The 24,105-nt window shown below is 48.2% G+C and carries 18 protein-coding genes, 1 other RNA gene and 2 pseudogenes; 10 read left to right on the top strand and 11 right to left on the bottom strand.

The genetic code is table 11. The features are described from left to right. Positions 1-39: 39 nt before the first annotated feature. A complete protein-coding gene (gene ruvC, locus ACNFVB_RS09790; RefSeq protein WP_105243865.1) occupies positions 40-624 on the bottom strand; it encodes a crossover junction endodeoxyribonuclease RuvC in 585 nt (194 codons plus the stop codon). A gap of 153 nt (positions 625-777) precedes the next feature. Here ruvC and ACNFVB_RS09785 point away from each other — a divergent pair, with 153 nt between their 5' ends. Next, positions 778-1,398, top strand: a complete 621-nt coding sequence (locus tag ACNFVB_RS09785; RefSeq protein ID WP_192995148.1) for an FxsA family protein — start codon at positions 778-780, stop codon at positions 1,396-1,398. Between the two features lie 125 nt (positions 1,399-1,523). Here ACNFVB_RS09785 and ssrS read toward each other — a convergent pair. Further along, a non-coding RNA gene (ssrS, locus tag ACNFVB_RS09780) (6S RNA) lies at positions 1,524-1,719 on the bottom strand. Positions 1,720-1,885: 166 nt separating this feature from the next. On the opposite strand from ssrS, the gene gpmI reads away from it, so the two are divergent. Together gpmI and ACNFVB_RS09770 are read left to right on the top strand one after the other, a co-directional pair. Continuing rightward, a complete protein-coding gene (gpmI, locus tag ACNFVB_RS09775) occupies positions 1,886-3,541 on the top strand; it encodes a 2,3-bisphosphoglycerate-independent phosphoglycerate mutase (protein WP_288996626.1) in 1,656 nt (551 codons plus the stop codon). Positions 3,542-3,914: 373 nt separating this feature from the next. Continuing rightward, on the top strand, positions 3,915-5,369 hold the full coding sequence (locus ACNFVB_RS09770; RefSeq protein ID WP_430737356.1) for a S41 family peptidase: 1,455 nt from the start codon (positions 3,915-3,917) through the stop codon (positions 5,367-5,369). 52 nt (positions 5,370-5,421) lie between these two features. Here ACNFVB_RS09770 and ACNFVB_RS09765 read toward each other — a convergent pair whose 3' ends face one another. The 3 genes from ACNFVB_RS09765 to ACNFVB_RS09755 form a co-directional block, all read right to left on the bottom strand. After that, the gene (locus ACNFVB_RS09765) at positions 5,422-7,137 is read right to left on the bottom strand and encodes a sigma 54-interacting transcriptional regulator (protein ID WP_430737355.1); all 1,716 of its coding nucleotides are present in this window, start codon (positions 7,135-7,137) and stop codon (positions 5,422-5,424) included. Between the two features lie 130 nt (positions 7,138-7,267). After that, a complete protein-coding gene (locus ACNFVB_RS09760; protein WP_430737354.1) occupies positions 7,268-9,037 on the bottom strand; it encodes a sensor histidine kinase in 1,770 nt (589 codons plus the stop codon). Between the two features lie 92 nt (positions 9,038-9,129). After that, positions 9,130-9,765 (bottom strand): response regulator, encoded by a 636-nt coding sequence (locus ACNFVB_RS09755; protein ID WP_288999281.1) that lies wholly within the window; start codon positions 9,763-9,765, stop codon positions 9,130-9,132. 412 nt (positions 9,766-10,177) lie between these two features. Between ACNFVB_RS09755 and ACNFVB_RS09750 the strand changes: the two genes are divergently transcribed. Beyond that, positions 10,178-11,266, top strand: a complete 1,089-nt coding sequence (locus ACNFVB_RS09750; RefSeq protein ID WP_430737353.1) for a serine hydrolase — start codon at positions 10,178-10,180, stop codon at positions 11,264-11,266. A 134-nt stretch (positions 11,267-11,400) separates the two neighbouring features. After that, positions 11,401-12,081 (top strand): thiamine phosphate synthase, encoded by a 681-nt coding sequence (locus ACNFVB_RS09745; protein ID WP_430737352.1) that lies wholly within the window; start codon positions 11,401-11,403, stop codon positions 12,079-12,081. An 88-nt stretch (positions 12,082-12,169) separates the two neighbouring features. On the opposite strand, the gene ACNFVB_RS09740 is transcribed toward ACNFVB_RS09745, so the two are convergent. Beyond that, positions 12,170-12,499, bottom strand: coding sequence for a TraR/DksA C4-type zinc finger protein (locus ACNFVB_RS09740; RefSeq protein ID WP_430737351.1), 330 nt, complete (start codon positions 12,497-12,499; stop codon positions 12,170-12,172). 458 nt (positions 12,500-12,957) lie between these two features. Between ACNFVB_RS09740 and ACNFVB_RS09735 the strand changes: the two genes are divergently transcribed. The 5 genes from ACNFVB_RS09735 to ruvB all read left to right on the top strand — a co-directional run bounded on the left by ACNFVB_RS09735 (position 12,958) and on the right by ruvB (position 18,325). Further along, on the top strand, positions 12,958-14,160 hold the full coding sequence (locus tag ACNFVB_RS09735; RefSeq protein ID WP_430737350.1) for a phosphoglycerate kinase: 1,203 nt from the start codon (positions 12,958-12,960) through the stop codon (positions 14,158-14,160). Between the two features lie 271 nt (positions 14,161-14,431). Next, complete coding sequence (locus ACNFVB_RS09730; protein ID WP_430737349.1) at positions 14,432-14,818, top strand: hypothetical protein; 387 nt, start codon at positions 14,432-14,434, stop codon at positions 14,816-14,818. A 502-nt stretch (positions 14,819-15,320) separates the two neighbouring features. Then, entirely contained in the window at positions 15,321-16,358 is a 1,038-nt protein-coding gene (fba, locus tag ACNFVB_RS09725) for a class II fructose-bisphosphate aldolase (RefSeq protein ID WP_075100769.1), read from the top strand. 188 nt (positions 16,359-16,546) lie between these two features. Beyond that, entirely contained in the window at positions 16,547-17,167 is a 621-nt protein-coding gene (gene ruvA, locus ACNFVB_RS09720; RefSeq protein WP_348549945.1) for a Holliday junction branch migration protein RuvA, read from the top strand. Between the two features lie 177 nt (positions 17,168-17,344). Beyond that, the gene (ruvB, locus tag ACNFVB_RS09715; protein ID WP_430738517.1) at positions 17,345-18,325 is read left to right on the top strand and encodes a Holliday junction branch migration DNA helicase RuvB; all 981 of its coding nucleotides are present in this window, start codon (positions 17,345-17,347) and stop codon (positions 18,323-18,325) included. Between the two features lie 130 nt (positions 18,326-18,455). Here the strand turns inward: ruvB and ACNFVB_RS09710 are convergent. The 5 genes and pseudogenes from ACNFVB_RS09710 to ACNFVB_RS09690 all read right to left on the bottom strand — a co-directional run. Next, positions 18,456-19,061: pseudogene (locus ACNFVB_RS09710) on the bottom strand (FAD-binding oxidoreductase); the annotation flags it as partial. Between the two features lie 280 nt (positions 19,062-19,341). Continuing rightward, positions 19,342-20,994, bottom strand: a complete 1,653-nt coding sequence (locus ACNFVB_RS09705; RefSeq protein WP_430737348.1) for an ABC1 kinase family protein — start codon at positions 20,992-20,994, stop codon at positions 19,342-19,344. A gap of 83 nt (positions 20,995-21,077) precedes the next feature. Then, positions 21,078-21,782, bottom strand: coding sequence for a ubiquinone biosynthesis accessory factor UbiJ (locus ACNFVB_RS09700; protein WP_100749894.1), 705 nt, complete (start codon positions 21,780-21,782; stop codon positions 21,078-21,080). A 171-nt stretch (positions 21,783-21,953) separates the two neighbouring features. Further along, positions 21,954-22,685, bottom strand: a pseudogene (ubiE, locus tag ACNFVB_RS09695) (bifunctional demethylmenaquinone methyltransferase/2-methoxy-6-polyprenyl-1,4-benzoquinol methylase UbiE); the annotation flags it as partial. 425 nt (positions 22,686-23,110) lie between these two features. Next, on the bottom strand, positions 23,111-23,824 hold the full coding sequence (locus ACNFVB_RS09690; protein ID WP_289056190.1) for an FFLEELY motif protein: 714 nt from the start codon (positions 23,822-23,824) through the stop codon (positions 23,111-23,113). Positions 23,825-24,105: the final 281 nt, after the last annotated feature.

The raw sequence follows: 24,105 nt of genomic DNA, 5'->3' as shown, positions 1-24,105 counted from the left end.
TTTTATGTCTGATGACTTGTAAACAAATAGCTTGATAACCTAACGTAAATTGCCCAAGTCTTCTTCTGTTAGCCGCCAGCGGCCTTTTTTCTTAGAGCTGCCGCGCCCGCGCATAGCGCTGTTTAATATCAGTTTGTTCATCGAATGGCTGGAGTGAGCATGACAAATCGCACAAGCAAGGCCGTCGGCGGCATCTTGCTGTGGCACGACGTCTAACGATAGTATACGGCATACCATCTCCTGCACTTGCTCTTTGGCCGCTGCGCCATAGCCGCAAACCGCCTGCTTGATCTGACGAGCAGTGTACTCCGACACCTCTAAGTCTAGTGCTACCATCGCGGCGATGGCGGCACCACGGGCTTGACCGAGCTTTAGCGCTGAGTCTGGGTTTTCGGCCATAAATACTTGTTCGATTGCCGTATGAATTGGCTCGTCAGTATATTTTAGATGATGCTGAGTAATACGCGTCAACCCATTGAAAATACGCTTTAAGCGCTCAGGCATCTCCTTAGTCTCTGTGCGAATGGTGCCTGCATCGATATAGGTCAATTTGTCGCCGGTTTGTTGCACGATGCCATAACCGGTCATACGCGAGCCTGGGTCAATCCCAATAATAATTGCCATAGTATTCCGTCTTACTTACATTTTGTTTTATATCTTAAAAATCCGCTATAAGTTTGATAGTATAGCAATCAATCCCCATATACATCATATGTTAGCCATCTTAATTTGTATGGCGCTTTATTTATTGGTTTTTATTTTATAGGACGACACTTTATGGGTCAGATCGTTGGTATCGCCATTGTTTGGTTTATTATTGAGATGCTGCTGTGGTATTTGCTTGCCCAGTTTATGAGTGGCTGGTGGGTATTTATGTGGTTTATCATCGCCGCTGTCATCGGTGTGTCACTGATGCGCAAAGGTATGGCCGCGCTCAACCCGATGGCGCAGCAGATGAAAGCAGGTGGCATGATGAATCCAGCGATGCGCCCGCAAGAGTCTACCATGCTAAAGAGTGTGGCGATGGCGGCAGCCGGTATTTTATTACTGATACCAGGGGTGCTCAGTGATTTACTAGCGTTATTGGTTGTGTTACCGCCTGTACAAAAAAAGCTGAAAGATGCGGCCAACAACTATGTCATGAACAACCAGCAAAAAATGATGGAAATGATGGCAAAACAAATGGGTGGACAGATGGGCGGTCAAAACCCATTTGGTGGCATGGGCGGCCAAAACCCGTTTGGCGGTGCAGGTGGTATGGGTGGTCAAAACCCCTTTGGTCAGCAGTCGCAAAACCCGTTTGGCGATGTCTTTAAACAGCATACTACCGTAGATGGTACGGCCAAAAGTGTGCCTAAAGATGTGAAAAAAATCACCAAATCTGCCAATGATGAATGATAGTAAGTCGTAAAGCAGATAGCAAAAAACCCCTTTCGTGATGAGCGAAAGGGGCTTTTTGCTGGTCTTGATGGCTTATTTATCCTTTGTATTTTACGAGCGATAGAATAAAGAGAAGACCGAATAGAACAACCGAAGTGCCGCCGTAAGATGGTGACCCATGAACCGTGAAGTTCAGGGCGGATGCGTCACTACCTCTGCAGGTTTCCTGATACACCGCAAGCGGTGCAGGCATACACAATGAGGCAATAGGTACCACATCCTAGTAAAGCATTATCGGCTCAGGGAATAAACATCTACTAGCCAACACTTCAGAATAGTTTCATCTTAACCAATGAAAAGTGTGATTGCAAGGGTGAATTACAGATTGCTACGTAGTGAAAATTTGTCAGTTTTTCAGCAATTTTCAGATATGTGCTAATATAGAGGGCTTTCAACACCCTAAGACAGCATTATAGGCGTTCATTCACTTGAGGAGCGGTAATATATGACCACGAACCAGCAACCATCAGAGTCTATCGATGACAATCAGGCACCACTTAATGACAAAACCGGCGGACAAAATAAAAAAACACCGCATGTGTTGATGATATTGGACGGCTTTGGTCATCGTGAAGAGGATAAAGACAACGCTATTGCTGCAGCAAATATGCCAAATTTAGACAGAATTTATCAGCAGTATCCACATGGCCTGATCTCTGCCTCTGGAGAAGATGTGGGTTTACCAGATGGTCAGTTTGGTAACTCAGAAGTGGGACATATGAACCTCGGCGCTGGCCGCGTCCTGTATCAGGACTCAACGCGTATCTCAAACGAGTTGGCCAACCGTGAGTTTTATAAAAATCAAGCGCTGGTCGATGCAGTAAAAGCGGCAAACGACTTGGGCGGTAATGTGCATATCATGGGCTTGCTTTCTGATGGCGGGGTGCACTCGCATCAAGACCATATCGAAGCGATGTGTCACTCAGCGCTGGTACATGGTGCCAAAAACGTCTTTGTGCATTGTTTTTTAGATGGCCGCGATACGCCGCCTAAGTCTGCTGACAAATATATCGATCGCTTGCGTGATCATATCGGTAAGCTCAACGCCCACTACGAAGGTGGCCGCGTACAGATTGCCAGTATCATCGGGCGTTATTATGCCATGGACCGTGACAATCGCTGGGAGCGCGTCCAAAAAGCCTATGAGCTGATCACTGAAGGCAAAGCTGATCGCTTGGCAACGCGTGCCGATGGTGCTGTACAAGCCGCTTATAAAGCGCGCGAGACGGATGAGTTTGTCAGTCCGACGACCGTGATTGGTCGTGATGAAGTGCCTTATACAGTTGAAGACAATGACGCGCTGATCTTTATGAACTTCCGCGCTGATCGTGCTCGCGAGCTTACCCAAGCGTTTGTGCTACCAGATCATGAGTTTTCAGGGTTTGCCCGTCAAAAGCAGCCAAAGCTGGCCGCCTTTGTCATGCTGACCAAATACTCTGATGTGCTGGCTGACAACCCGTACACCAGCATCGCTTATCATCCCGCCTCATTGACCAACACCCTTGGCGAGTATTTGCGAAACATTGGCAAAACGCAGCTACGTATCGCCGAAACGGAAAAGTACGCTCATGTGACGTTTTTCTTTAGTGGTGGCCGCGAAGAGGAGTATGAAGGCGAGACCCGTATCCTAGTACCATCACCTGATGTGGCTACTTATGATCTGAAGCCTGAAATGAGCGCCCCTGAAGTGACGGATAAGCTGGTCGAGGCGATTGAGTCTGGCAAGTATGATGTGCTAGTGGTCAACTATGCCAATGGTGATATGGTCGGACACACGGGTATCTTTGATGCCGCGGTGCAAGCGGTAGAGGCGCTCGATGTCTGTATTGGCCGTCTTGAGACTGCTGTGCGCGCGGCTGGCGGCGATATGCTCATCACCGCTGATCATGGCAACTGTGAGCAAATGCAGGACTATGAAAGTGGGCAAGTGCATACTCAGCATACCACCGAGTTGGTACCGCTGATTTATATCGGCGAGCAAAAACTTACGGTGCGTAGTGGGGGTAAGCTCAGCGATATCGCTCCAACTATTTTGACCCTGATGAGTGTGGATACACCAGCTGAAATGACAGGTAAGAGCCTACTGGTTCCAGCGTCGTAAGTCTGCTTTATGATCATACGCCGCCCTCATGAGTAGCGGCGTATTGCTCATTGCGGTGAATGACGATACTGTGGCTATGCTGTGAGTTGTGCTGTAGCGGTAATATGGCTATGGTACGATAAGGACAGACAGACGTTGTACCGCCATATTATAAGGAGAGATCATGATTGTCTCTCCTTTTTTTTGCTATATTTTTAGATATTTTTTTATTGTCACGACCGCAGTCTACCAATGACAGTTAACGATTTAAATACTGAGGACTTGCAATACACTACTAGTCTTAGCTCTGCTCTTGATGCTATCTTATAAAGTCGCTATCACAGATATTTTTATAATAAAAATTACGATATTTTATGATTAATACGAGTATTTTATGCGTCCTATTTATGCCATACGCTCTTTTCTCATCAAAAAAATCAATCGCGATATCAGACGTGTATCCAGCACGCCTGCTGTATATAAGCCTGTCTTTATGGCAGCGCTGCTAGGGCTGGTCGGTGTCAATTTCTCTCAAGCGGCCGCGGCTCCCAGTCATCATTCGGCGCAGAAGCTGCAACTGATTGGCTTAAATACGGATGAGATAGATCCTGCAGAAGACAATCTATCAGATATCGCCGACATGCTAGAGGCAGCCGATGACATCGATGACTCGATAGATAGCGTTGCCGATGAAAGTGTGCTCAATGACGAGGCTGAGGTAATCGATACCGCGATACCGTCGGAGGTCGCGCATGTGTCATTGAATGCCATTTCTCCTGAGACGCTCAAGACCTTTGTCGCTGTGGTCGATTTGGTGCGCCGTGAGTATGTCGATGCGGTCAACGATGAGACGCTGTTTAATAATGCCATGAGCGGTATGTTGACCAAGCTCGATAGTCATGCTGAGTTTTTGGATGCTGAGGCTTATGAAAACCTGCGCGCCTTTACCGAAGGCGACGTAGGCGATGTCGGTATCAAGGTCAGCTATCAGCCACAAGAAGGCTACTGGGTCATCACAGAGGTCATCGATGACTCACCTGCTGACAAAAAAGGCATCGCAGTCGGCGATTATTTGCATCAGGTGGGTGAGTTTAAGCTTGATGAAAATCGCCAAACCAACGACGTTGAGCAACTGTTGACGGGTATCGCTGGCACGCAAGTAGATGTGGTGACTTCTAAAGCGGGTCGCCGTAAGCACACTACCACTTTGCAGCGAAATAACAGCCATCCGCAAACCATTGAGATAGAGCTGGTCGATGGTATCGCGGTGGTTAAGCTACCAGCCTTTCAAAACGATAGTCGTGACAGGCTGCTTGAGGGCTTGATCAATCTAGACGCGCCGGTTTCAGGCATTTTGTTGGATCTACGTGATAATCCAGGCGGCGTGCTTACCTCGGCGGTGAATGTCGCCAGTCTGTTTATGAATGATACTGATGTGGTGCAGGTACAAGCGCGCCAAAACGAGCCGCGCGTGCTGTCCACGACAGGTGAGGCCATCCTTAAGCCTCTACCTATGGTGGTGCTACAAAATCGCTACTCGGCTTCGGCGGCTGAGGTGCTTGCCAGCAGCCTGCAGGCGCAGCAGCGCGCCACTATCCTTGGGGAGGTCAGCTATGGTAAAGGATCGGTACAGTCGGTGATTCCGCTAAACGATGAGCAAGCAGTCAAACTGACGGTCGCCAACTATATGACCGCCACGGGTCAAAAGATAGATGAGATCGGGGTGACACCTGATGTGATGCTCTCTGGAAATGAGAACACATGGCGACAGCAGGCTCTTGAGCTGCTCAAAGAGCGCGCCTTAACGTCAGGCGTTCGTTTTGTCCGAAAGCCCAACCGCGCACAGTGAGCCCAATCTAAGTCATATAATGGTCGCCCATGCCATAGATCGTCGCTGGTCCTTATTCAAGCTGGTCTTCATCGATTTCTAGTTTTTTCATGCGGTAACGTAAAGAGCGAAAAGTCGTGCCCAGCAGTTCAGCGGCTTGGGTTTTATTCCAGCCTGTTTGCTTTAGTGCGGTGATGATCAGCTGTTTTTCTTGCGCTTGTAAATAATGCTCTAAGCCTTGGGCGGGTAAGCCTGTATTGTTAATGTTTTTTGTCTCGTTTGGCGCTTGTACGGCCTGATTGGCCGTTTTTATGTTTTCGGCGCTGTCGCCCTGCGCCGTTTTTGGGTGATTGGCCGCCGCACCTTTGATGACAGAAGGGTAGTGCTGAGTATGGGTACGATAAGGATGCAAGTTGCTGGCCGAAGTCGGGGTTTGGATAGGTTGCCCTTTCTCATCGTGTGCTGCTGAGCTGTCTATAGGCGCCATTTGTCCCGATGGGCTGTTTGGTAAAAGCGTGTCTGCTGAAGCAGGATGAGTGTGGGCGGCAGGTGTTTCAGCGGTTGGTGCTGCGCCTTGCGTAGCTGCGTTTACCGCATGCGGCTCTGTATCCGCCGGCGTCAACGCTGGCAGGCCCAGATGGTTTATATCGATATTTGGCGTTTCTGCTAGGGTTACTGCACGCTCAAGCAGGTTACGCAGCTCGCGCACGTTGCCTGCAAAGTCGTGATATTGCAAACGCTCACAGGCGGCTGCCGTCAGTGACGGCGCCGTCTCCAATTGCCACTCTTCAGCGATCAAGGCCAAAAAGTGTGTCGCTAGTACAGGTATGTCATCACGGCGCGCGTTGAGCGTCGGTAGTTTTAATTCAATGACGTTGATGCGGTAGTAGAGATCTTGGCGAAACGTGCCAGCTTGCACCAGCTGGGCCAAATCTTTGTGAGTTGCAGACAATATGCGAATATCGACAGGTATCTCTTTAGTATCACCGATGGCTCTTACCGTTTTTTCTTGAATGGCGCGCAGTAGTTTGACCTGCATCGCTAGCGGCAAGTCAGCCACTTCATCTAAAAATAAAGTCCCGCCATTAGCTTGCTGAAACAGGCCTTGTTTGTCAGCGACCGCGCCCGTGAAGCTGCCTTTTTTATGGCCAAAAAATTCTGACTCCATCAGCTCGGAGGGTATGGCGCCGCAATTCACAGGTACAAAGCTACCATCACGGCGTGGACTGAGATCATGAATCAGTCTGGCGACCACTTCCTTACCTGTACCCGACGCCCCTGATAAAAACACCGGTGCTTGCGAGCGTGCCAGTTTTAAAATTGTGTTTTTTAGTGGTAGCATCACCGCTGAGTCGCCGATCAGCCTACTATCGAGGAGTTTTTGCTCAGGGGTACACTCAGGAGCGGCCTCGGGGTCGTCACCTTGGTGAGTGACTTTGAGGGCGTTTTCGACCAGTTGGCGCAGGCGCGGCAGCTCAAGTGGTTTATTGACAAAATCAAAAGCGCCAAGCTTGAGGGCTTCGATAGCCAAATCCATACTACCGTGCGCGGTAATAACTGCAATGGGTGTGTTGGTGCTGCCACTGATTTCTTTGACCAGCTCCAGCCCTGAGCCGTCAGGGAGCTTGAGATCCGTTAAGCAAAAGTCATACTCACGCTCTTGCCAGTAGCCTCTTGCTTGTGACAATGTATAAGCCACATCACTTTTGATGCCCATCTTGGTTAAAGTGATTTGCATTAATCGGCACAGATCCACTTCATCATCAACGACTAGCGCGGTTTTTGTCATACATCATCTCATCGTATTCGGTAGCGAAAAATTATCAAAGCATCTATCACAATTGCAGTTAAGTGCTTACAAATGCTCAGCTTATCAGTGCGGTATTGGCACACAAATAGTAAGGTCGTACCAATGCGTTTTATACATGGGAGCAGGCATTGATGGCAGGTGCGATGAGGCGAAAGCAGGTTTTTGTGTGTTCAGGCACATATAGCAGGCGAGCTTGATTGGCTTCGCAAAAGGCTTGTGATAGATACAACCCAAGTCCTGTCCCTGCTTGATCTGTGGTAAAAAACGGATTGAACAAGTGCGGTAAATCATGCTCGCGGACCCCAGTACCACCATCTAAAATATCGATTATAACATCGTTATCTGCACAATAAATCTCGATTTCCACAAAGGCATGAGGGTGGGCGTAGCTACTATGACGCAAACCATTTTTGATTAAGTTGATCAATACTTGCTCTAGTTGGTGGGTGTCAAAGGAGATGGTCGGCTGGGTCTTAACACGCAAAAATACGTCATGCCCCTGAAAATGGTTTTCTAAAAATGCAGGCATCCATTCGGCAAGTACGATGGGCTGCTGGTTTGCTTGCTGCTGACGCGACAGCTTTAAGATGTCTTCTATAATGCGATTGACGCGTTTGGTCTGCGAAAATATCATTTTATACAGCTCATGATTGGCTGCGATTTGCTCATCACTATAATCAAGGGCAGGGCTTGTCATGTTATTTGCTGGTGGGTGACAGCTTTCTACGACGTCCTCCATGAGCAACTGGCTGGCTTGTGAGATGGTGGCCAGTGGGTTTCTAATCTCATGAGCAATACTGGCCGTCAGCTGTCCTAAAGACGCCAGTTTTAGCTGCTGAGCGTTGGCTTGCTCACGGCGCAAATCTTCGAGCATGACCAGTTTACTGCCGTCTTTTAGAGGGATAATCTGTACACGTAGCTTGCCAAACACCGATACATTGGCCACGGCAGGTAAGTCATAAGTAAAGGTACGCGACTGTCCTGCTGCGACAGTCAAGCAGGCTTGAAGCAGCTGCGGATGCTGCTCGTCAAGCTGCTCTTCAAAATCTGCTAATTGGGCAGCAGATGCGCTATCGAGCCTGCGCCTATCGTTTGGCGTACGACTTTCACTGGTAGTAGGCAAGGTGAGTGATGGACGATGAGGGATACTGAGCAGCTGATACGCGGCAAGATTTGCCAGCACGATATGCGCCTGATCGATGACAATAACGCCATTGACCATTTGAGTGATGACTTCTTGGTTGATGACATTTAGGCGCTCGACTTCCTTGGCATGACGGGCGGCCACTTTTTCTAACTGCACTAAGCGCTGCGAGATAGACCAGCTCAAGCCACCCACCGCCAAAAAACTGGCAGACATCAGCAGCGCATCGCCTAAGTTGGTCAAGCTCATACTATTGGCAATGGCATAAAAAAACTGCTGATAAATAACAAAAATAATCGCCAGTAAGGTGATGATCAATGCTTGAGAGCTGTGAAGTAGCATAAAGCTTGCCGCTACCACTACCATATATAGCATGGTCAGCTGCAAGTCAGGCGCACCTGCGGTATAAAGCAGCAAGCTTAAGATGATGACATCCAAAGCCAAGCCAAAGGCCAGCTGCTGGCGCATGTGTTTGTTGACCACATAAAACAAACCGAGCAATATCATGCTAAGCAGTACATAAAAGCTCAGGGTGGTTTGTTGCAAAAAACTGGGCAAAGACGCGCCGCTATCAGCACGTGCGGTGATATAGACCATGAGCATAGAAAACAAGCTCACAGCAAAGCGATAACTGCTATAAATCAGTCCTAATTTACGCAGCTGCCGCAATGGCAGGGTGTCATTGGGGGGCGCTGAGCGGGTGATGGTCGAGAAAAAACGAATAGCAGGTTTCATAAATTCACCGTCATGGGACAATCAGTACTTGCTGGCTTACAGTGCTGTCTGGCTTAGCTGGTTGACTTACTAAGCAGGCAAGTAGGCGAAGATTATGGCTGAATCAGACCATGACGAATCGCTAAATGTGTCAGTTTGACATCGCTATCGACCCCGACTTTTTCATAGATACGGTAGCGATACGTATTGATGGTTTTGACACTGACAAACAGCTGATCCGCGATTTGCTGCGGGCTTTGGCAGTTGACGACCATCATCGCTACTTGTTTTTCACGATCACTGAGCAAATCAAAGGGCGAGCTGGCATTGTCTGATAGCAAGACGTCTGCTAACTGCTCTGCAACATCTTGGCTAAAATAGCGGCCCCCTTGATAGACTTTTTTTATCGCCCGTATCATCTCGTCTAAGGGTGTGCCTTTGGTGATATAACCGTTGACCCCAGCTTTGATCAGCATAGAAGGATAAGGCTGCGCCGACATACTGCTGACTGCCAAAATCTTGATGCCCATGTCTAATTGGACCAAACGTTTGGTGGCTTCAAGCCCGCCAATATTGGGCATATTGACATCGAGTAATACCACATCAGGGTGCAGCTGTTTGGCCATTTTGATCGCCATGTCGCCGCTATCGGCCTCACCGACCACCTCAATATCCGCACTGTCTGACAACATACGGCTGATACCCATACGTACCAAATCATGATCATCAACTACCAATACTTTAATCATCACTATACTCTTTACTATTTGTCAGAAGAAGGGATGTTGCCTAGCATAAATCACAGACAAAAAACTGTCTAAGGTATTTTTTAGTTTTTGACGATGTAAAATACTGCTAATATATTATGTGGATGTTGTTGTTTAATATATCAAATTTTGAATAATTGCCATGCTTTGGGTTAAGATATATTGCTGAAATGTGAACCAATGTTTCTATAATATAAAGTGGTTGTAGCAAAATTTGAATTGGGACAAAATAAACCAGTAAATCAGCTTGATACATTAAACTTAAAAGCAAACCATGATACACTAAAAATACAAAAACTCTATACGAGTACTTACAAACCTATTCATAAACACTATGAACGTTTTTGGCGTCAGATCGTATGTATCTGGCGTGATAGCGACAGCAGGAGGCACAATGAAGCAACTACCATTAACCAAACAGCAACTGATCGCTGCCATGATTTCACTGAGTTTGGGTAGTGTGGCACAAGCTGCACTTACGATTAATGGTAGCGCTGATACAGAATCTAGCGCGCGTATCAGCTGGGGCGGTGCTGATAGCTTGTCTGAAGCCCGTAAGATTATGTACAAATCGACAGGCTCTGCTATCAAAAAAGTCGATACCGGTTATGGCACCACCAATATCACCAATACCAACAGCTTTGGTAGCAGCAATAATAGCTATACCAGTAGCAATCGCTACAACACCACCTATCGCGGCGCCTTTGGCAGTAGTGATATGATTCCGATCAGCACAGACTCGCGTAGTGTGGCTGTGATCGATGCTGAAACAGGCGAGTCTATCTACGAAAAAGACGCGGATATTGCCCGTCCAATGGCCAGTATCACCAAGGTCATGACCGCGATGGTGGTACTAGATGCCGGTCTGGATATGCGTGAAGAGATTATCTTAGACGCAGAAGACTTTGTCGGCCCCAAACGTGCAAGCTCTCGTCTAAAAGTAGGAGATCGCCTCAACCGTGCCGAAATGTTGCTCATGGCTTTGATGAAGTCAGAAAACCCAGCCGCAAAGAGTCTGGCGCGTAACTATCCAGGTGGATATAGTGCCTTTATGCGAGCGATGAACCGCAAAGCGCAAGACTTGGGTATGACGACTGCCTTTTTTGGTGATCCAACGGGTCTTGACAAGCGTAATGTGGCGTCATCAAATGATTTGGTCAAGATGGTACGCGCTGCGGGTAACTACGATGTGATTCGCCGCTTCTCCACCACCAAAAGCTATAATTTCTTTGTATCAAATTACTCTCGCGGCAACCGTACATATAAAGCCAACAATACCAGCAGCTTAGTACGTGAGGGTGGCTATCCTATTGGTATCTCAAAGACCGGCTTTATCAATGAAGCAGGGCGCTGTGTGGTCATGGAAACGAGGGTCAATAACCGCCCAGCCATTATTGTTATTTTGGGCGCAAACAGCTCAGCCACGCGCTGGGGTGATGCCAAAAATATCTTAAACAGCTTGGCCACGCGTCGTACTGTATAAGTGCGAATGACACTGATGTCAGGATACAAACACAGATACGCACGTATATAGAGCAAAAATAGACAGGTAAAATAATTCAAAGGGCTGTTATATCATATAACGGCCTTTTTTATATCAAAAAGGATACTCGTGGTATGAATCACTTGCAATCGGCTGTCGTACCTCAGCTTTATTTACTGACGAACGACGATGAGTTTGAGCGACTCTATCAAAAGCTAGAGGCCGCGCTGGCAACAGGGCTGGTCGGTCTGCTGCAAGTACGCCGTAAAAAAACAGCGGCATTGCCAGATGGTGCGGAAACACTGTTGGCAGAAGCCAAGCAAATCGTCGAGCTGGCACGAAGATATCAGGTACCAGTTGTGATCAATGATGATAGTGCGCTGGCGGCCAAGCTCGGTGTCGGGGTACACCTAGGTCAGCAAGATGGCAAGATGGTCGATGCCAAGCGCCAAATAAGTCCGGATCAGATTATCGGTCGTACGTGTCATGGACAAGTGGCGCTGGTCAAAGAAGCCAAGCAGCAAGGCGCAGACTATGCGGCCATGGGTGCTGTTTTTGCTTCTACGACCAAGCCCAAAGCCGATACCATCTCGTACCAGCAGCTAAAAGAAGGCTGCCAGCAAGGCATCGATATCTGCGTGATAGGCGGGTTAAGTGCTGAGAATGTCGGCGCGCTGGCAGGTTTGCCCATCAAATATGTGGCTGTCGTTGGAGATATTATGGATTTGCCTATTGCGCAGATAGCACCTCGTTGTCAGCAGTGGCAGCAAGCGTTTGCAAAGTGGCATGCCGCTGCCGGTGACATAAAGGCCTGATGGCCAAGTATCGTCAATCCAATATAAAATCGCCCTAAAGTAGGTTAACTATATAAACCACAAGACGAAATAAGTCAAAAGCCATTCGCTATTTGGCGTGTTGCATACATAACGTAGCATAGGGCAGGGCTTCTAGGCGCTGCTCTTCGATTGGCTCGCCGCATACTTCGCACTCTCCATAACTGCCGTTTTCGATGCGGCTTAGCGCGTTTTCTACATAAATTAGATTTTGACGCGCCTCAGCCATGAGGTTTTTTCGCATGTCGTTTTGACGGTAGGAGATGGCTTGGTCTTCCCAGTGCTCATTGAGGTCGTCCTGTGGGTTTTGGATATGTTCTTCGATTTTGTCGATGCGAGTTTCGTACTCTTCTTTGAGTTTTAATAGGTTTTGTTTTGCTGTTTTTAGATCGATACTCATGGTTTTCTCCTAGTAGGTTGTTGTTATTATTCACTCAACAGTTAGGCTAGCGCCTGTGTTTGGCAGAGCCTGCGTTTATTCTGGTCTAGCCTAAGGTCATCATAGTGTAGATTTATCATAAACAGCGCAATCCATGAGTGCCACCACGAAATGTTACTGGTTTTATAAAATGCTGATTTTTATCATCAGTTTGTCGAGCCGGTTTTGTGTGATTGTCTGCTGAGTAATATTTAATCCACGCTTTGATAGGAGAGCGTGGCAGAAAACTGCTAGAATACACCGCCACAAATTCTTACTAGAGTGATTTTGATCGGCCTGAGCGCTACCACTCAGGTGGCATAGTGCGGCATCGTATCGATGGTGTCAGTTTTATTTAGGATTGACCATAAATATGTGGTAGTAGTACTTATCGAGCAGTCCACTGTAGATTAACAATAGATGATGTAGAGGAGCAGTTAATGAATTTTTTGCGTATGAGTGAGCTGAGCTTAACGGACAAGGTTGTATTGATTCGAGAAGACTTAAACGTGCCAATCAAAGATGGCAAAGTCAGCAGTGATGCGCGCCTACAAGCAAGCTTGCCTACCATTAAGATGGCGCTAGAAAAAGGCGCAGCTGCGATTGTCTGCTCACATCTTGGGCGGCCAACCGAAGGCAGCCCTGAAGCCATTTATTCATTGGCACCGGTCGCTGATTATCTTAGCGACAAACTGGCTGCGCCTGTGCGGTTAGACACTGACTATCTGACTCAAGGCGTGTCTATCAAAGCAGGTGAAGTGGTGCTACTAGAAAACGTCCGTTTTAACAAAGGCGAGAAGAAAAACGAAGCTGCTTTGGCAAAAAAATACGCAGATTTGTGCGATGTGTTTGTGATGGATGCCTTTGGTACCGCGCATCGCGCGCAGGCATCGACAGAGGGCGTCACTCAAGCCATGCACCAAGCAGGCAAAAAGGTCTGTGCAGGGCCGTTGTTGGCCGCAGAGCTTGATGCGCTAAGTTTGGCGTTAGAGACACCAGCTCAGCCGATGCTGGCTATCGTGGGTGGCTCAAAGGTATCGACCAAGCTTGAAGTGCTGCATAGCTTAGCTGAGGTATGTAGCCAAATCATCGTTGGTGGCGGTATTGCCAATACATTTTTGGCGGCGCAAGGTCATAGCGTTGGTGCATCATTGTATGAAGCGGATTTGATCGATAGCGCTCGCGATATTATGAGCAAAACTGAGATTTTATTGCCTGATTTTGTGGTGGTGGCCGATAAAGACGATATCGACTTTGCCGACTTTACTGCCTCATTACAACAAGCCACTGCGACCATTAAGTCGGTCGATGCTATCGGCGACAACGACATGATATTGGACATCGCGCCAAAAAGCGCTGAGCGCTTGGCTGAGGCTATCATCAATGCCAAGACCATTTTATGGAATGGTCCAGTTGGAGTTTTTGAAGTGGATGCTTTTGGGCAGGGCACGCAGATATTGGCCGCAGCGGTCAAAGACAGTGCTGGGTTTTCTATCGCAGGCGGCGGTGATACGCTAGCTGCCATTGATAAATATCAAGTGGAGGATGGCGTCAGTTATATGTCTACAGGTGGTGGCGCTTTCTTAGAGTTCGTCGAAGGTAAGGTGCTGCCTGCAGTTGCTGCTCTGCAAATAGACGCGTAAACCTTTAACCTTTAACCTTTAACGTTACTTAGTACGTTAGTAACACTAGATGTACAGCCATGATGAATCATCTAAGGTAGGCTGTGGAAATAAGAGGACGGCCATCAATATAGTACTCTGTATGACAGACTTCGGCATTGATGGCCGCCGATTATTATTAAGTCGTATTTATTTGTTTATACACTGAAAATTATTATTGCATGTCTTATTTGCACTCTATAAAATAGCGCAACCATGTATTTTGACATGCTTTATTTACGAGAGGTTTATTATGTTAAAACGTCATTTGTTACTTGCTAGCGTACTTGCTGGTACTTTTGCTATCACTGCGTGTAGCCAACAAACAGAAGAAAACACTGAAGCTGCTGTTGAGTCTGCCGGTGATGATGTTGCGGCCAACACTGAAGCCGCCGCTGCAGAGACAGAAGCTGCTGCTGCTGAAGCAGAAGTTGCTGCCCAAAATGCTGGCACTGAAGTCGCCGAAAGCGCTGAAACTGCTGGCGCGGCTGCGACAGACGCTCTAGAAAACACAGGTGATGCAATCGCTGATGGTACCAACAAAGCAGTAGCAAACACTGCCGAAGCGGTAGCTGATGGCGCAAATGCAGTGGCTGACGGCGCAAATGATGTCGCAGTTGATGCTGAGCAGCAGTACTAATAGGTTCGATAATCAGTAGCTTGTCAAAACTAGTCGCTTAGTAAATAAGCATCGTTTGACCGATTCAAACCTTTTTTATCACTGTTTGACTACTGATAGATTGATATACAGCTCGCTAAATAAGCAGTTTTTTATGACTGCCCTATAATGATTGTCTCATAAAACAGCTGCTTTATAAGCCCTCAAAATACTAAAAAAGCCTTGGCGATTGCCAAGGCTTTTTGTATGGGGATGGCGAAACACTACAAGCATTTCTTTATAGTCAATCCGTCACAAAATAAATAGTCAGGCAACCGCTACGAAGACAAGGCAATTTTTGCTATAATCAGCGCACGATAATGAGCGTCTATTATTGCCAGTTGCCAATGGTTTTGCTAGACGGGCAGTTTTGACATCATTGAGTGTACAGCTTTGGGCGAGTCATATAGGCAGCGCTATGTTGCTGCTATCATTACAAAAGCTATTTTACATACTATCCAAAATTTTAATCAGAGAGCGTTTTATGGCCTTAATATCCTTACGTCAACTTCTAGATCACGCCGCCGAGCATAATTACGGGGTGCCTGCTTTTAATGTCAATAACTTAGAGCAGATGCGTGCAATCATGATGGCGGCCGATGCCTGCGACTCACCGGTCATCGTCCAAGCCAGTGCTGGCGCTCGCAAATATGCAGGCTCGGCGTTTTTGCGTCATCTGATTATCGCTGCTATAGAAGAATGGCCACACATTCCTGTAGTGATGCACCAAGACCATGGCATGTCGCCTGCCATTTGCCAACGCTCTATTCAGCTTGGTTTTTCATCGGTGATGATGGACGGCTCACTGGGTGAGGACGGCAAAACCCCAATGGATTACGATTATAACGCTAGCGTTACACGCGAAGTGGTCAAGATGGCGCATGCGTGCGGCGTTTCTGTCGAAGGTGAGATTGGCTGTTTGGGTAGCCTTGAGACTGGCATGGCGGGCGAAGAGGATGGCTCAGGAGCAGAGGGCGTGTTGGACCATGAGCAGCTATTGACCAGTGCGGACGAAGCCGAGCAGTTTGTCAAAGATACCAATGTCGATGCACTCGCCATTGCGATTGGTACCAGTCACGGTGCTTATAAGTTTACACGTCCACCGACAGGCGATATCCTATCTATCGAGCGCGTCAAAGAGATTCATGCCCGTATCCCAAACACGCATTTGGTCATGCATGGCTCGTCTTCTGTGCCGCAAGAGTGGCTAAAAGTCATCAACGAAAATGGCGGTGATATCGGTGAGACATACGGCGTGCCCGTTGAGCAAATCGTCGAGGCCATCAAACATGGTGTGCGTAAAGTAAACATCGATACCGATTTGCGGTTGGCTTCCACAGGCGCTATCCGCCAGTTTTTGGTAGAAAACCCAAGTGAGTTTGATCCACGTAAATATTTCAAAGCCTCTATGGTCGCGATGTCTGATATCTGTACCAACCGCTTTGAGGCCTTTGGTTCTGCTGGTCAAGCGCACAAGATTCGCCCAATCAGTCTTGAAGGTATGGTTGATTTTTATAACTGAGCCTGACAAGTAGGGCTGAGCTTATCAAAGAAGGCGTTTGTCATATCTATATGCGAACGCCTTTTTGCTCTAAATGGCTGGGTGTAAGCGCAAGAGGTTTATGTGTACGTTTTTAAACCAAAATATTGAGTAGTAAGCGTAGAGTAAGTATGGCGCGGTTTATTTTTTATAATGATAGGTAATGGATGATGATTGGACTGATTACAGGGCAGGTCGCGTACCTGATGGCACCAACGGCATGTATTTTGACCGCGTCTGGCGTGGGGTATGATATCGAGCTACCATTGCCGTCATTTTGTCAGTTACAGCTCGATCAGCAGGCTCGCATCTGGACGCATTTGCATGTGCGCGAAGACGCACAGCTGCTTTATGGGTTTATCGATCGCAAAGAGCGTGAAGTGTTTCGTCAGCTTATCAAAATCAATGGCGTGGGGGCAAAAATGGCGTTAGCGATGCTGTCTGCTATGTCGGCCGCTGAGCTTAAGATGCATGTCGAGCAAGAGTCAGAGAGTGCATTGACACGTATCCCAGGGATTGGCAAAAAAACCGCGCAGCGTTTATTAATCGAGCTTAAAGACAAGCTAAAAAATATCGAAGTCGACAATGATTTGTTAGAGCTACCAACGCAGGTAACCACAGCCTCTCACGAAGGCAGCATCATCGCTGAGGTCGAGGGCGCACTTATCAGCCTAGGCTACAAAGAAAAAGAAGCACAGCAAGCGATTAAAGCGGCTAAGCGTAGTGGAGATACGTTTGCTGATACGCAAAGCTTACTAAAAGTGACTTTGCAGCAGTTGTCAGGCTTTTGAGGCAGTTTTTATTATTAATTAGGGTATGCCGAATGCGCTTTACAGCGAACTGACATAGGCGACCTGAGATAAGCGACATCAGTTGTCGCTTATTTTTGTTTACGTCTGTGCTTTCGTGCGCCGGTGCTTTATGATGTTTGTATGATTTCACTTTTTTAATATAATGATAAAACTATGATGCAAGATCGTTTAATTAATCCGCTAGAGGGCGCCAGTGATGCGCCTGATGACAATATTCGCCCAGCACTACTGGCAGAGTATATTGGCCAGCCTGTCGTGCGTGAGCAGATGGAAGTATTTATCGGGGCGGCGCGCGGCCGTGATGAAGCGTTGGATCATACGCTTATCTTTGGGCCACCAGGGCTAGGTAAGACGACTCTGGCCAATATCATCGCGCGCGAGATGGGTGGTAACCTGCGTTCAACCTCGGGGCCTGTCCTTGAGCGACCTGGTGATTTGGCTGCTATGTTGACCAACTTAGAGGAAGGTGATGTGCTGTTTATCGATGAGATTCATCGGTTAAGCTCCGTCATCGAAGAGATACTCTATCCTGCGATGGAAGATTTTCAGCTGGATATTATGATTGGTGAAGGGCCAGCGGCGCGCTCTATCAAGCTGGACTTGCCGCCATTTACGCTGGTAGCAGCGACCACGCGTGCAGGGCTTTTGACTTCACCACTGCGAGATCGTTTTGGTATCGTTCAGCGGTTAGAGTTTTATAATATCGCAGATCTGACTACCATTGTGACACGCGCGGCGCGCTTGATGCGCGTGCCGATGAGTGAAGACGGTGCGGTCGAGATTGCGCGCCGTGCACGCGGCACCCCAAGGATTGCCAACCGTTTGTTGCGCCGTGTACGCGATTATGCCGAGGTCAAAGGCGATGGCCGTATCAATGGCGCGATAGCAGGCAGTGCGCTGGATATGCTGGCGGTCGATAGACGCGGTCTTGACCATTTAGACAGGCGCTATATCGAGATATTGCAAGAGCGCTTTGATGGAGGGCCAGCTGGGGTTGAGGCGGTAGCGGCGGCGATGGCAGAGGATCGCGGCACGCTTGAGGATGTCATCGAGCCGTATTTGATTCAGCAAGGTTACGTATTACGTACGGCTCGTGGTCGCGTATTGACGCAGATGGCCATTGACCAGATGTTATAGGCTATGTCATGTGAGATGATATAAAACTGGCCAAAACACCTTTATACAAAAAGCGCCGCCTTTTGGTTGATTAAAAGGCGGCGCTTCTTCGTTTAAATCAGAGACGTCGCTATTAAGCTGCTCAATGAAAAGCGGCCGACTTTTTGGCGCGTGTGCCTGTACGTATGATCTCCCCGTTGGCGGTCACGACTTCTAGAGCGAGCACCACATCTTTCATGGTGTCGTAGCGCACAGCGTTGGTGCCAGAGGCGCGAGTGGCCACCATGCCACCTATACTGGCATTAGCGCCTGGGTCTATCGGAAAAAACAGCCCCGTATCGCGCAGGTAATGATTGAGCTGCTCGCGTGTGACGCCAGGCTTTACGGTCACGGTCAGATCCTCATTATTGACCTGTAAGATTGTATCCATCGTATGCATATCGATACATAGCCCGCCAAAAGGCGCGTTTAGATGACCTTCTAAGGATGAGCCTATACCAAAAGCAATCACTGGCATCTGATACTGGTGGCAAATCTCGACAGCCGCGGCGACCTCATGTTTATCCTGCACGGTCAACACCGCATCGGGTGGCTGGTTGGCAAGCCATGTCATGGTATGACCATGCTGCTCGCGTACCACTTTATTGACACTCAGCTGTTTGCCAAAGCGTATCTGTAGCGCAGCTATGGCCGCACTGTGATCGGGCGTAGTGCTATCGTGCGGCTCGGATGCGGGTAAGGCGGATAGGGCAGATATGGATGACTTCTACACATATATAATTTGTTAGACAGCATGTGTTTTTATTTTTTTGGACGTAGACTAGGGCGTGTCCTCAAGTCAATCGATAGCTATCCAAATGGGCTAAAAATGGCTAAATCTGGCCAAATGGTGTCAAATAGCTGACGAATATCTCGATATTAACGGCGCTATTTTTCTTGTTTGGCGGCAATTTATCTCATTTTTATCGCCATTTTTAAAATGAGGACATGCCCCAAAACAATATACGCCAATGGCATAACGAGCGCTAAAAGAGCAATTAGGCCAGTACTCGCCAAACAACCACGACGATGGCCAATAGATAAAAGACAGGCGCAAACCAGCCGACTTGTGTGGCAATCGCAATAAAGATAGCAAAGCCTGAGAGTGCCAGCCAGTCGCGGCGACGGTCATTGAGCATATCCGCTCGGATTTGCTGTATTTCTCTGAGCTGACTGTCTTGTCGCGACCCTTGAGTGGCAAGGCTCTGTAAGCCTTGATCGAGTAGTTTTGGGATATCCGTGGTCGATAATAACAGCTCTGGCAACTGTTGGCGCAGCTGTTGTAAGTTGCGTACAGGATCGAGCTGCTCTTTGATCCAGCCGCTAAGGATGGGCTTGGCAAGCGACCAAATATCAAGCTCAGGATATAGGTCGCGCCCCAGTCCCTCGACATGTACCAAGGTTTTGAGCAGTAGCATTAACTGTGGCGGAATACTCATATGATGACGACGAGCAATATCCAAAATCTGCATCAATACTCCAGCAAAATCGATGTCGTTAATGGATTTTTGTAGCATCGGACCGACGGTACGTTTCATGTCACGCATGAGCGCATGCTTGTCGGCGTTAGGTGGTATCCAGCCTGCACGGCTAACAATATCTACCACGGCCGTGAAGTTGTTATTCATCACCGCCAGCAGCATCCGCGCCACCACCAGCTGATCGTCTCTTGATAGTGTACCCATGATGGCACAATCGAGGCCGATATAGCGCGGCTCATGCCCAAGCTTTGCCGTATCATCGTATAAATCCTTGACAGGTGGCGTCTCAACGAAGACATTACCCGGATGCATATCAGCATGAAAAAAGTTATCGCGAAATACTTGGGTAAAAAATATCGTTAAGCCTTTTTCTGCCAGTGTTGCACGGTCATAACCCAGCTTATCAAATACCTCAACCTGCGAGATAGGAACGCCTTGGATGCGCTCCATGACTATGACGTTTTTGGCGGCATCATAAACTTCAGGCACATACATGAGTGCCGAGCCTAAGAAGTTATTGCGCATCTGCGTGGTATTGTCCGCCTCCAAGGTCAGGTCCAGCTCATTGAGCATCACTTGGCGGTAGTCTTCGACGATATCGATGATATGTACCGCGCGTGCCGCTTCGATACGCGCCGATGCCCAGCCGGCCAGCTCGCGCAGTAGCTCAAAGTCAGAGACGATGGTGGCGCGAATATCAGGCCGCACCACCTTTACCACTACTTCACGACCATCATGCAAGGCCGCGGTGTGTACTTGGGCGATAGATGCCGCCGCTAGTGGCTTGACATCAAAGCGAGCAAACAATGTGTTGATTGGTTGACCGAGGCCGTGTTTTGGGTGCTGAATCTGAGCAATGGCAACATCAGCGTTGAAGGGTTTGACTTTGTCTTGTAGCTGCACCAGCTGCTCGATGATCTCGGGTGGCACCAAATCACGGCGCGTAGAGAGTAGCTGGCCAAGTTTTAAAAACAGCGTGCCCATGTCTTCTAGGGCGTACTTGATGGCGTTGGGCTGGTGTTTTTTGCCCCACGCGGCAGGGTGCAGACGAATCAAGCGCGCGATAGGCTGTAGCTGCGGCATCTCTTCTAAAGACAGGTGCGTATCGATGCGATAAGTGGCGGCGATACGCCAAAGCTCAAATAGACGGGCGCGGTGAGATAGTAGCATGAGAAATAAGCACTCTAAAAAATTCAAAAATAGGGTAGCGCGGTGCTTAGGGTTTGTTAAATATTCAACACGCCCCAGACCAGTTACTGATGAAACGAGTTGTTAAGAAAACGTGACTGCTCTTCTTTGATGGCTGCAAGTCTCGCTTCTTCGCGCGCCACATCAGCACGTAGCTTGAGGAGCTGCTGCCTGAGGTCATTGACCTCTGCCACCTCAGCGGGGTCAGGTGCGGCATTGCCTGCCACATCATTGGCCCAATCGCTGACGTCATCAAATGCGCGTTTGGCACTATGTCGCCAGCTGCTTTTTAGCTGAGAGATGAGCAGGTGTAATTGGCTGGCCATGGGCTTGCCGATGAAAGGCTCCAGCTGTCCTGCCACGTCAGGGTCAAACCCTGCGACCAGCTGTTTTAGCTGCATGAGTACCTTATAGTCGCCTGCGATAGGCAGGTTGCCTTCGGTGCCGCGCATCAGGTTGAGCAGTTGGGCAGGATTATCGACTGTGATGGTGCAATCTGGTCGGCTGTGACCGATACGCGCGCGCTGCCTACTGGCTTTTTGCCGCTCATCCATAGTGCCGCTTGGCTCAAACACACTGTCCGTGGTCACAGGCTCAAAGCGCAAGCGCTCATGGCTAAACAGCACGTCTAGATGAATCTCAGGCACGGCCATCTCTAGCCGCAATACTTTACCCGCAAGCGGGGCCAATCCTGCTTTGGTAATGTCATCGCTAGCGATAGCAAGGTTAATCAGCTTTTCGGCACCAGCCAAAAGTAAAACAGTCAGCATAAGGCTCTCGCGTGTTTGGTGAAGCGCCTAACAACAGCGCTAAGTTTATAATAATCAACGACTATAGAGTGTGGCGGCTCAATAGTCACCATCGTTATCCCATCATGCAGTGCAAAAGACGCAGCATTAAGCACTACTTACTAAACGCTAAATACTAAATACTAAGCAATATTACGCCTTAAAACCGCGATGCACCGCGACGATACCGGCGGTGAGATTGTGATAATCACAGTTTTCAAAGCCAGCTTGTTGCATCATTTGCTTTAGCGTTTGCTGATCAGGATGCATACGAATCGACTCTGCCAAGTACTGGTAACTTTCAGAATCATTGGCAATCAGCTTGCCCATCATCGGTAGCGCTGTAAATGAATACAGATCATAGGCTTTAGATAGTGGCTCAAAAACGGGCTTTGAGAACTCCAAAATCAACAAGCGACCACCTGGCTTTAGTACGCGGTACATGGCTCGCAGCGCTGCGTCTTTGTCTGTGACGTTGCGTAGACCAAAGCTGATGGTCACCAAATCAAAGCTTTCATCATCAAACGGTGCCAGTGTTTCAGCGTTGGCCAATACAAAGTCTACGTTGTTGCAGCCTGCATTGATCAGGCGCTCGCGGCCGACCTCTAGCATGGCCGCGTTGATGTCTGATAGTACCACATGGCCGTTGCGACCCACTTCGCGGCTAAACACTTTGGCCAAGTCGCCGGTGCCGCCAGCGATATCGAGTACCTGCTGACCGGCACGCACGCCTGATAAGCTAATCGCGTAACGCTTCCATAGACGATGGATACCAAATGACATAAGGTCGTTCATGATGTCATATTTTTTGGCAACAGAAGTAAAGACATCAGCCACACGTGCTTGTTTTTCTGCTTTATTGACTGTCTTATAGCCAAAGTGTGTCTGCTCATTACCATCGGTTTCAGGCGTGTGCGGGTTGTTGATGTCATCGCGCTGATTAAATAGCGTCTGCTTGGTAGTTTGTGCTTGCGCAGTGCTAGGGTCGGCACTGTCATTGATCGTATTAGGCATAGTGGTTTGTTGACCTTGTGGGGTTCCGGTGGGTAAGTCTTGAACTTGGGTAAAGTCATGGTGCTGGCTGGGCTGAGCGTCTGTCTGCCGCGCTTGTGCTTGCGCTGTGATGTCTTGATTATGACGGATGCTTTCTTTGACGAGACTGTCTTGCAGCTCGGCCTGCTTGGATGGCTCGTGGGTGTTAGCGGCGCGGTTGGCGTTGTCTGTGCTGTCGGTCATCATTGTGTCCTATTCGTTATTGTTATGACTTTCTTGGTAGGGCGTGTTGGTATTAGCCAATCTACACTATCAGTCTATGATACACCAAACCGCATTGGCTTACCGTCATTATCCGCGGCATGCACTTGCTCGATAATCAAAAGCTCCTGCTGGCAAAATGGCTCGATAAAATGACTGACGCTTTTGAGTGGTTTTATGGCCTGAAAGCCTGTGTCAATAAAGTCATACAGTGGCTGAAAATTATAGCGATAGGCAGTGCCTTTGGCTAAGGCAAAGGCTTTTTTGAGCATAAATGAGTTTAAATGCTTGTCTGTGCGATAACAGACGTCTTTGAGGTTGGCGATTTGGACGCGGCGTGCTTCTGCTTCATCGACAGCACGATAGGCGGCCAGCATATTGTCTTCGGTCACTGGCAACTCTTGGGTCAGTAACCACTGCGCCAAATGCAAATCCAGCTCAATCGCCAAAATCGCCGCTTGAATGCCCATACTGCCAGCCTCCAGCGCCGACTCTTTTGCCAAGCGCTCAAGCTTTTGCGCTTTGGGTAAAATGCGCTCCAACTGTTTGGCCAGTAGCTTAAATTCATCGCCGCCATATAGCTGGGTCAAAAAATACTCAGCCATCAGTTGGTTTTTGGGCTGAGAAAACAGCTCATGGTGCGTGTGTTTGATGCGTGTTTGTTGCCATGACTGTACGTCTTTTAGTTTATTGTTTAGGGCATCGTCTTGATGATAGGGCAGCGCCCAAAAGCGGGTCAAGTGTTGTTGTAAGTTGGCTAAAGCGGCCATGGCAATCAATCCTATAAAATCAATAATATTATCAAAGTGCTGATAAATGGCGTGGTGTTATCTGTCTGTCAGTGACATATTTTAATGGTTTTGTGCGCAAAATAATTTTTAAAACGCTATAAAGGTTTTAGGGCGTGTTGAACATTCGACCATGGCACTGACAGCGACTATTTTTTAGGCGATTCGATGTTAAAAATAATAAGTTTAGTCATTCTAAGTGCTTATTTTTAACGATGAAGCGGCAAAAAAGAGTCCTGTCCCTGCGGGCTGATGCTAAAATT

This window comes from Psychrobacter sp. VH5 (assembly GCF_050572635.1).
Lineage (GTDB): Bacteria > Pseudomonadota > Gammaproteobacteria > Pseudomonadales > Moraxellaceae > Psychrobacter > Psychrobacter celer.
This window is presented reverse-complemented; position numbering and strand designations above follow the sequence as displayed.

Bases quoted from the DNA above. Each gene is read 5' to 3' on its own strand.
- fba (WP_075100769.1), top strand. From the start codon at position 15,321: ATGGCCTTAATATCCTTACGTCAACTTCTAGATCACGCCGCCGAGCAT.
- ruvB (WP_430738517.1), top strand. From the start codon at position 17,345: ATGCAAGATCGTTTAATTAATCCGCTAGAGGGCGCCAGTGATGCGCCT.
- ACNFVB_RS09735 (WP_430737350.1), top strand. From the start codon at position 12,958: ATGAATTTTTTGCGTATGAGTGAGCTGAGCTTAACGGACAAGGTTGTA.
- ACNFVB_RS09755 (WP_288999281.1), bottom strand. From the start codon at position 9,765: ATGATTAAAGTATTGGTAGTTGATGATCATGATTTGGTACGTATGGGT.
- ACNFVB_RS09705 (WP_430737348.1), bottom strand. From the start codon at position 20,994: ATGCTACTATCTCACCGCGCCCGTCTATTTGAGCTTTGGCGTATCGCC.
- ruvC (WP_105243865.1), bottom strand. From the start codon at position 624: ATGGCAATTATTATTGGGATTGACCCAGGCTCGCGTATGACCGGTTAT.
- gpmI (WP_288996626.1), top strand. From the start codon at position 1,886: ATGACCACGAACCAGCAACCATCAGAGTCTATCGATGACAATCAGGCA.
- ACNFVB_RS09750 (WP_430737353.1), top strand. From the start codon at position 10,178: ATGAAGCAACTACCATTAACCAAACAGCAACTGATCGCTGCCATGATT.
- ACNFVB_RS09740 (WP_430737351.1), bottom strand. From the start codon at position 12,499: ATGAGTATCGATCTAAAAACAGCAAAACAAAACCTATTAAAACTCAAA.
- ACNFVB_RS09770 (WP_430737356.1), top strand. From the start codon at position 3,915: ATGCGTCCTATTTATGCCATACGCTCTTTTCTCATCAAAAAAATCAAT.
- ACNFVB_RS09700 (WP_100749894.1), bottom strand. From the start codon at position 21,782: ATGCTGACTGTTTTACTTTTGGCTGGTGCCGAAAAGCTGATTAACCTT.
- ACNFVB_RS09745 (WP_430737352.1), top strand. From the start codon at position 11,401: ATGAATCACTTGCAATCGGCTGTCGTACCTCAGCTTTATTTACTGACG.
- ACNFVB_RS09785 (WP_192995148.1), top strand. From the start codon at position 778: ATGGGTCAGATCGTTGGTATCGCCATTGTTTGGTTTATTATTGAGATG.
- ACNFVB_RS09690 (WP_289056190.1), bottom strand. From the start codon at position 23,824: ATGGCCGCTTTAGCCAACTTACAACAACACTTGACCCGCTTTTGGGCG.
- ACNFVB_RS09765 (WP_430737355.1), bottom strand. From the start codon at position 7,137: ATGACAAAAACCGCGCTAGTCGTTGATGATGAAGTGGATCTGTGCCGA.
- ACNFVB_RS09730 (WP_430737349.1), top strand. From the start codon at position 14,432: ATGTTAAAACGTCATTTGTTACTTGCTAGCGTACTTGCTGGTACTTTT.
- ruvA (WP_348549945.1), top strand. From the start codon at position 16,547: ATGATTGGACTGATTACAGGGCAGGTCGCGTACCTGATGGCACCAACG.
- ACNFVB_RS09760 (WP_430737354.1), bottom strand. From the start codon at position 9,037: ATGAAACCTGCTATTCGTTTTTTCTCGACCATCACCCGCTCAGCGCCC.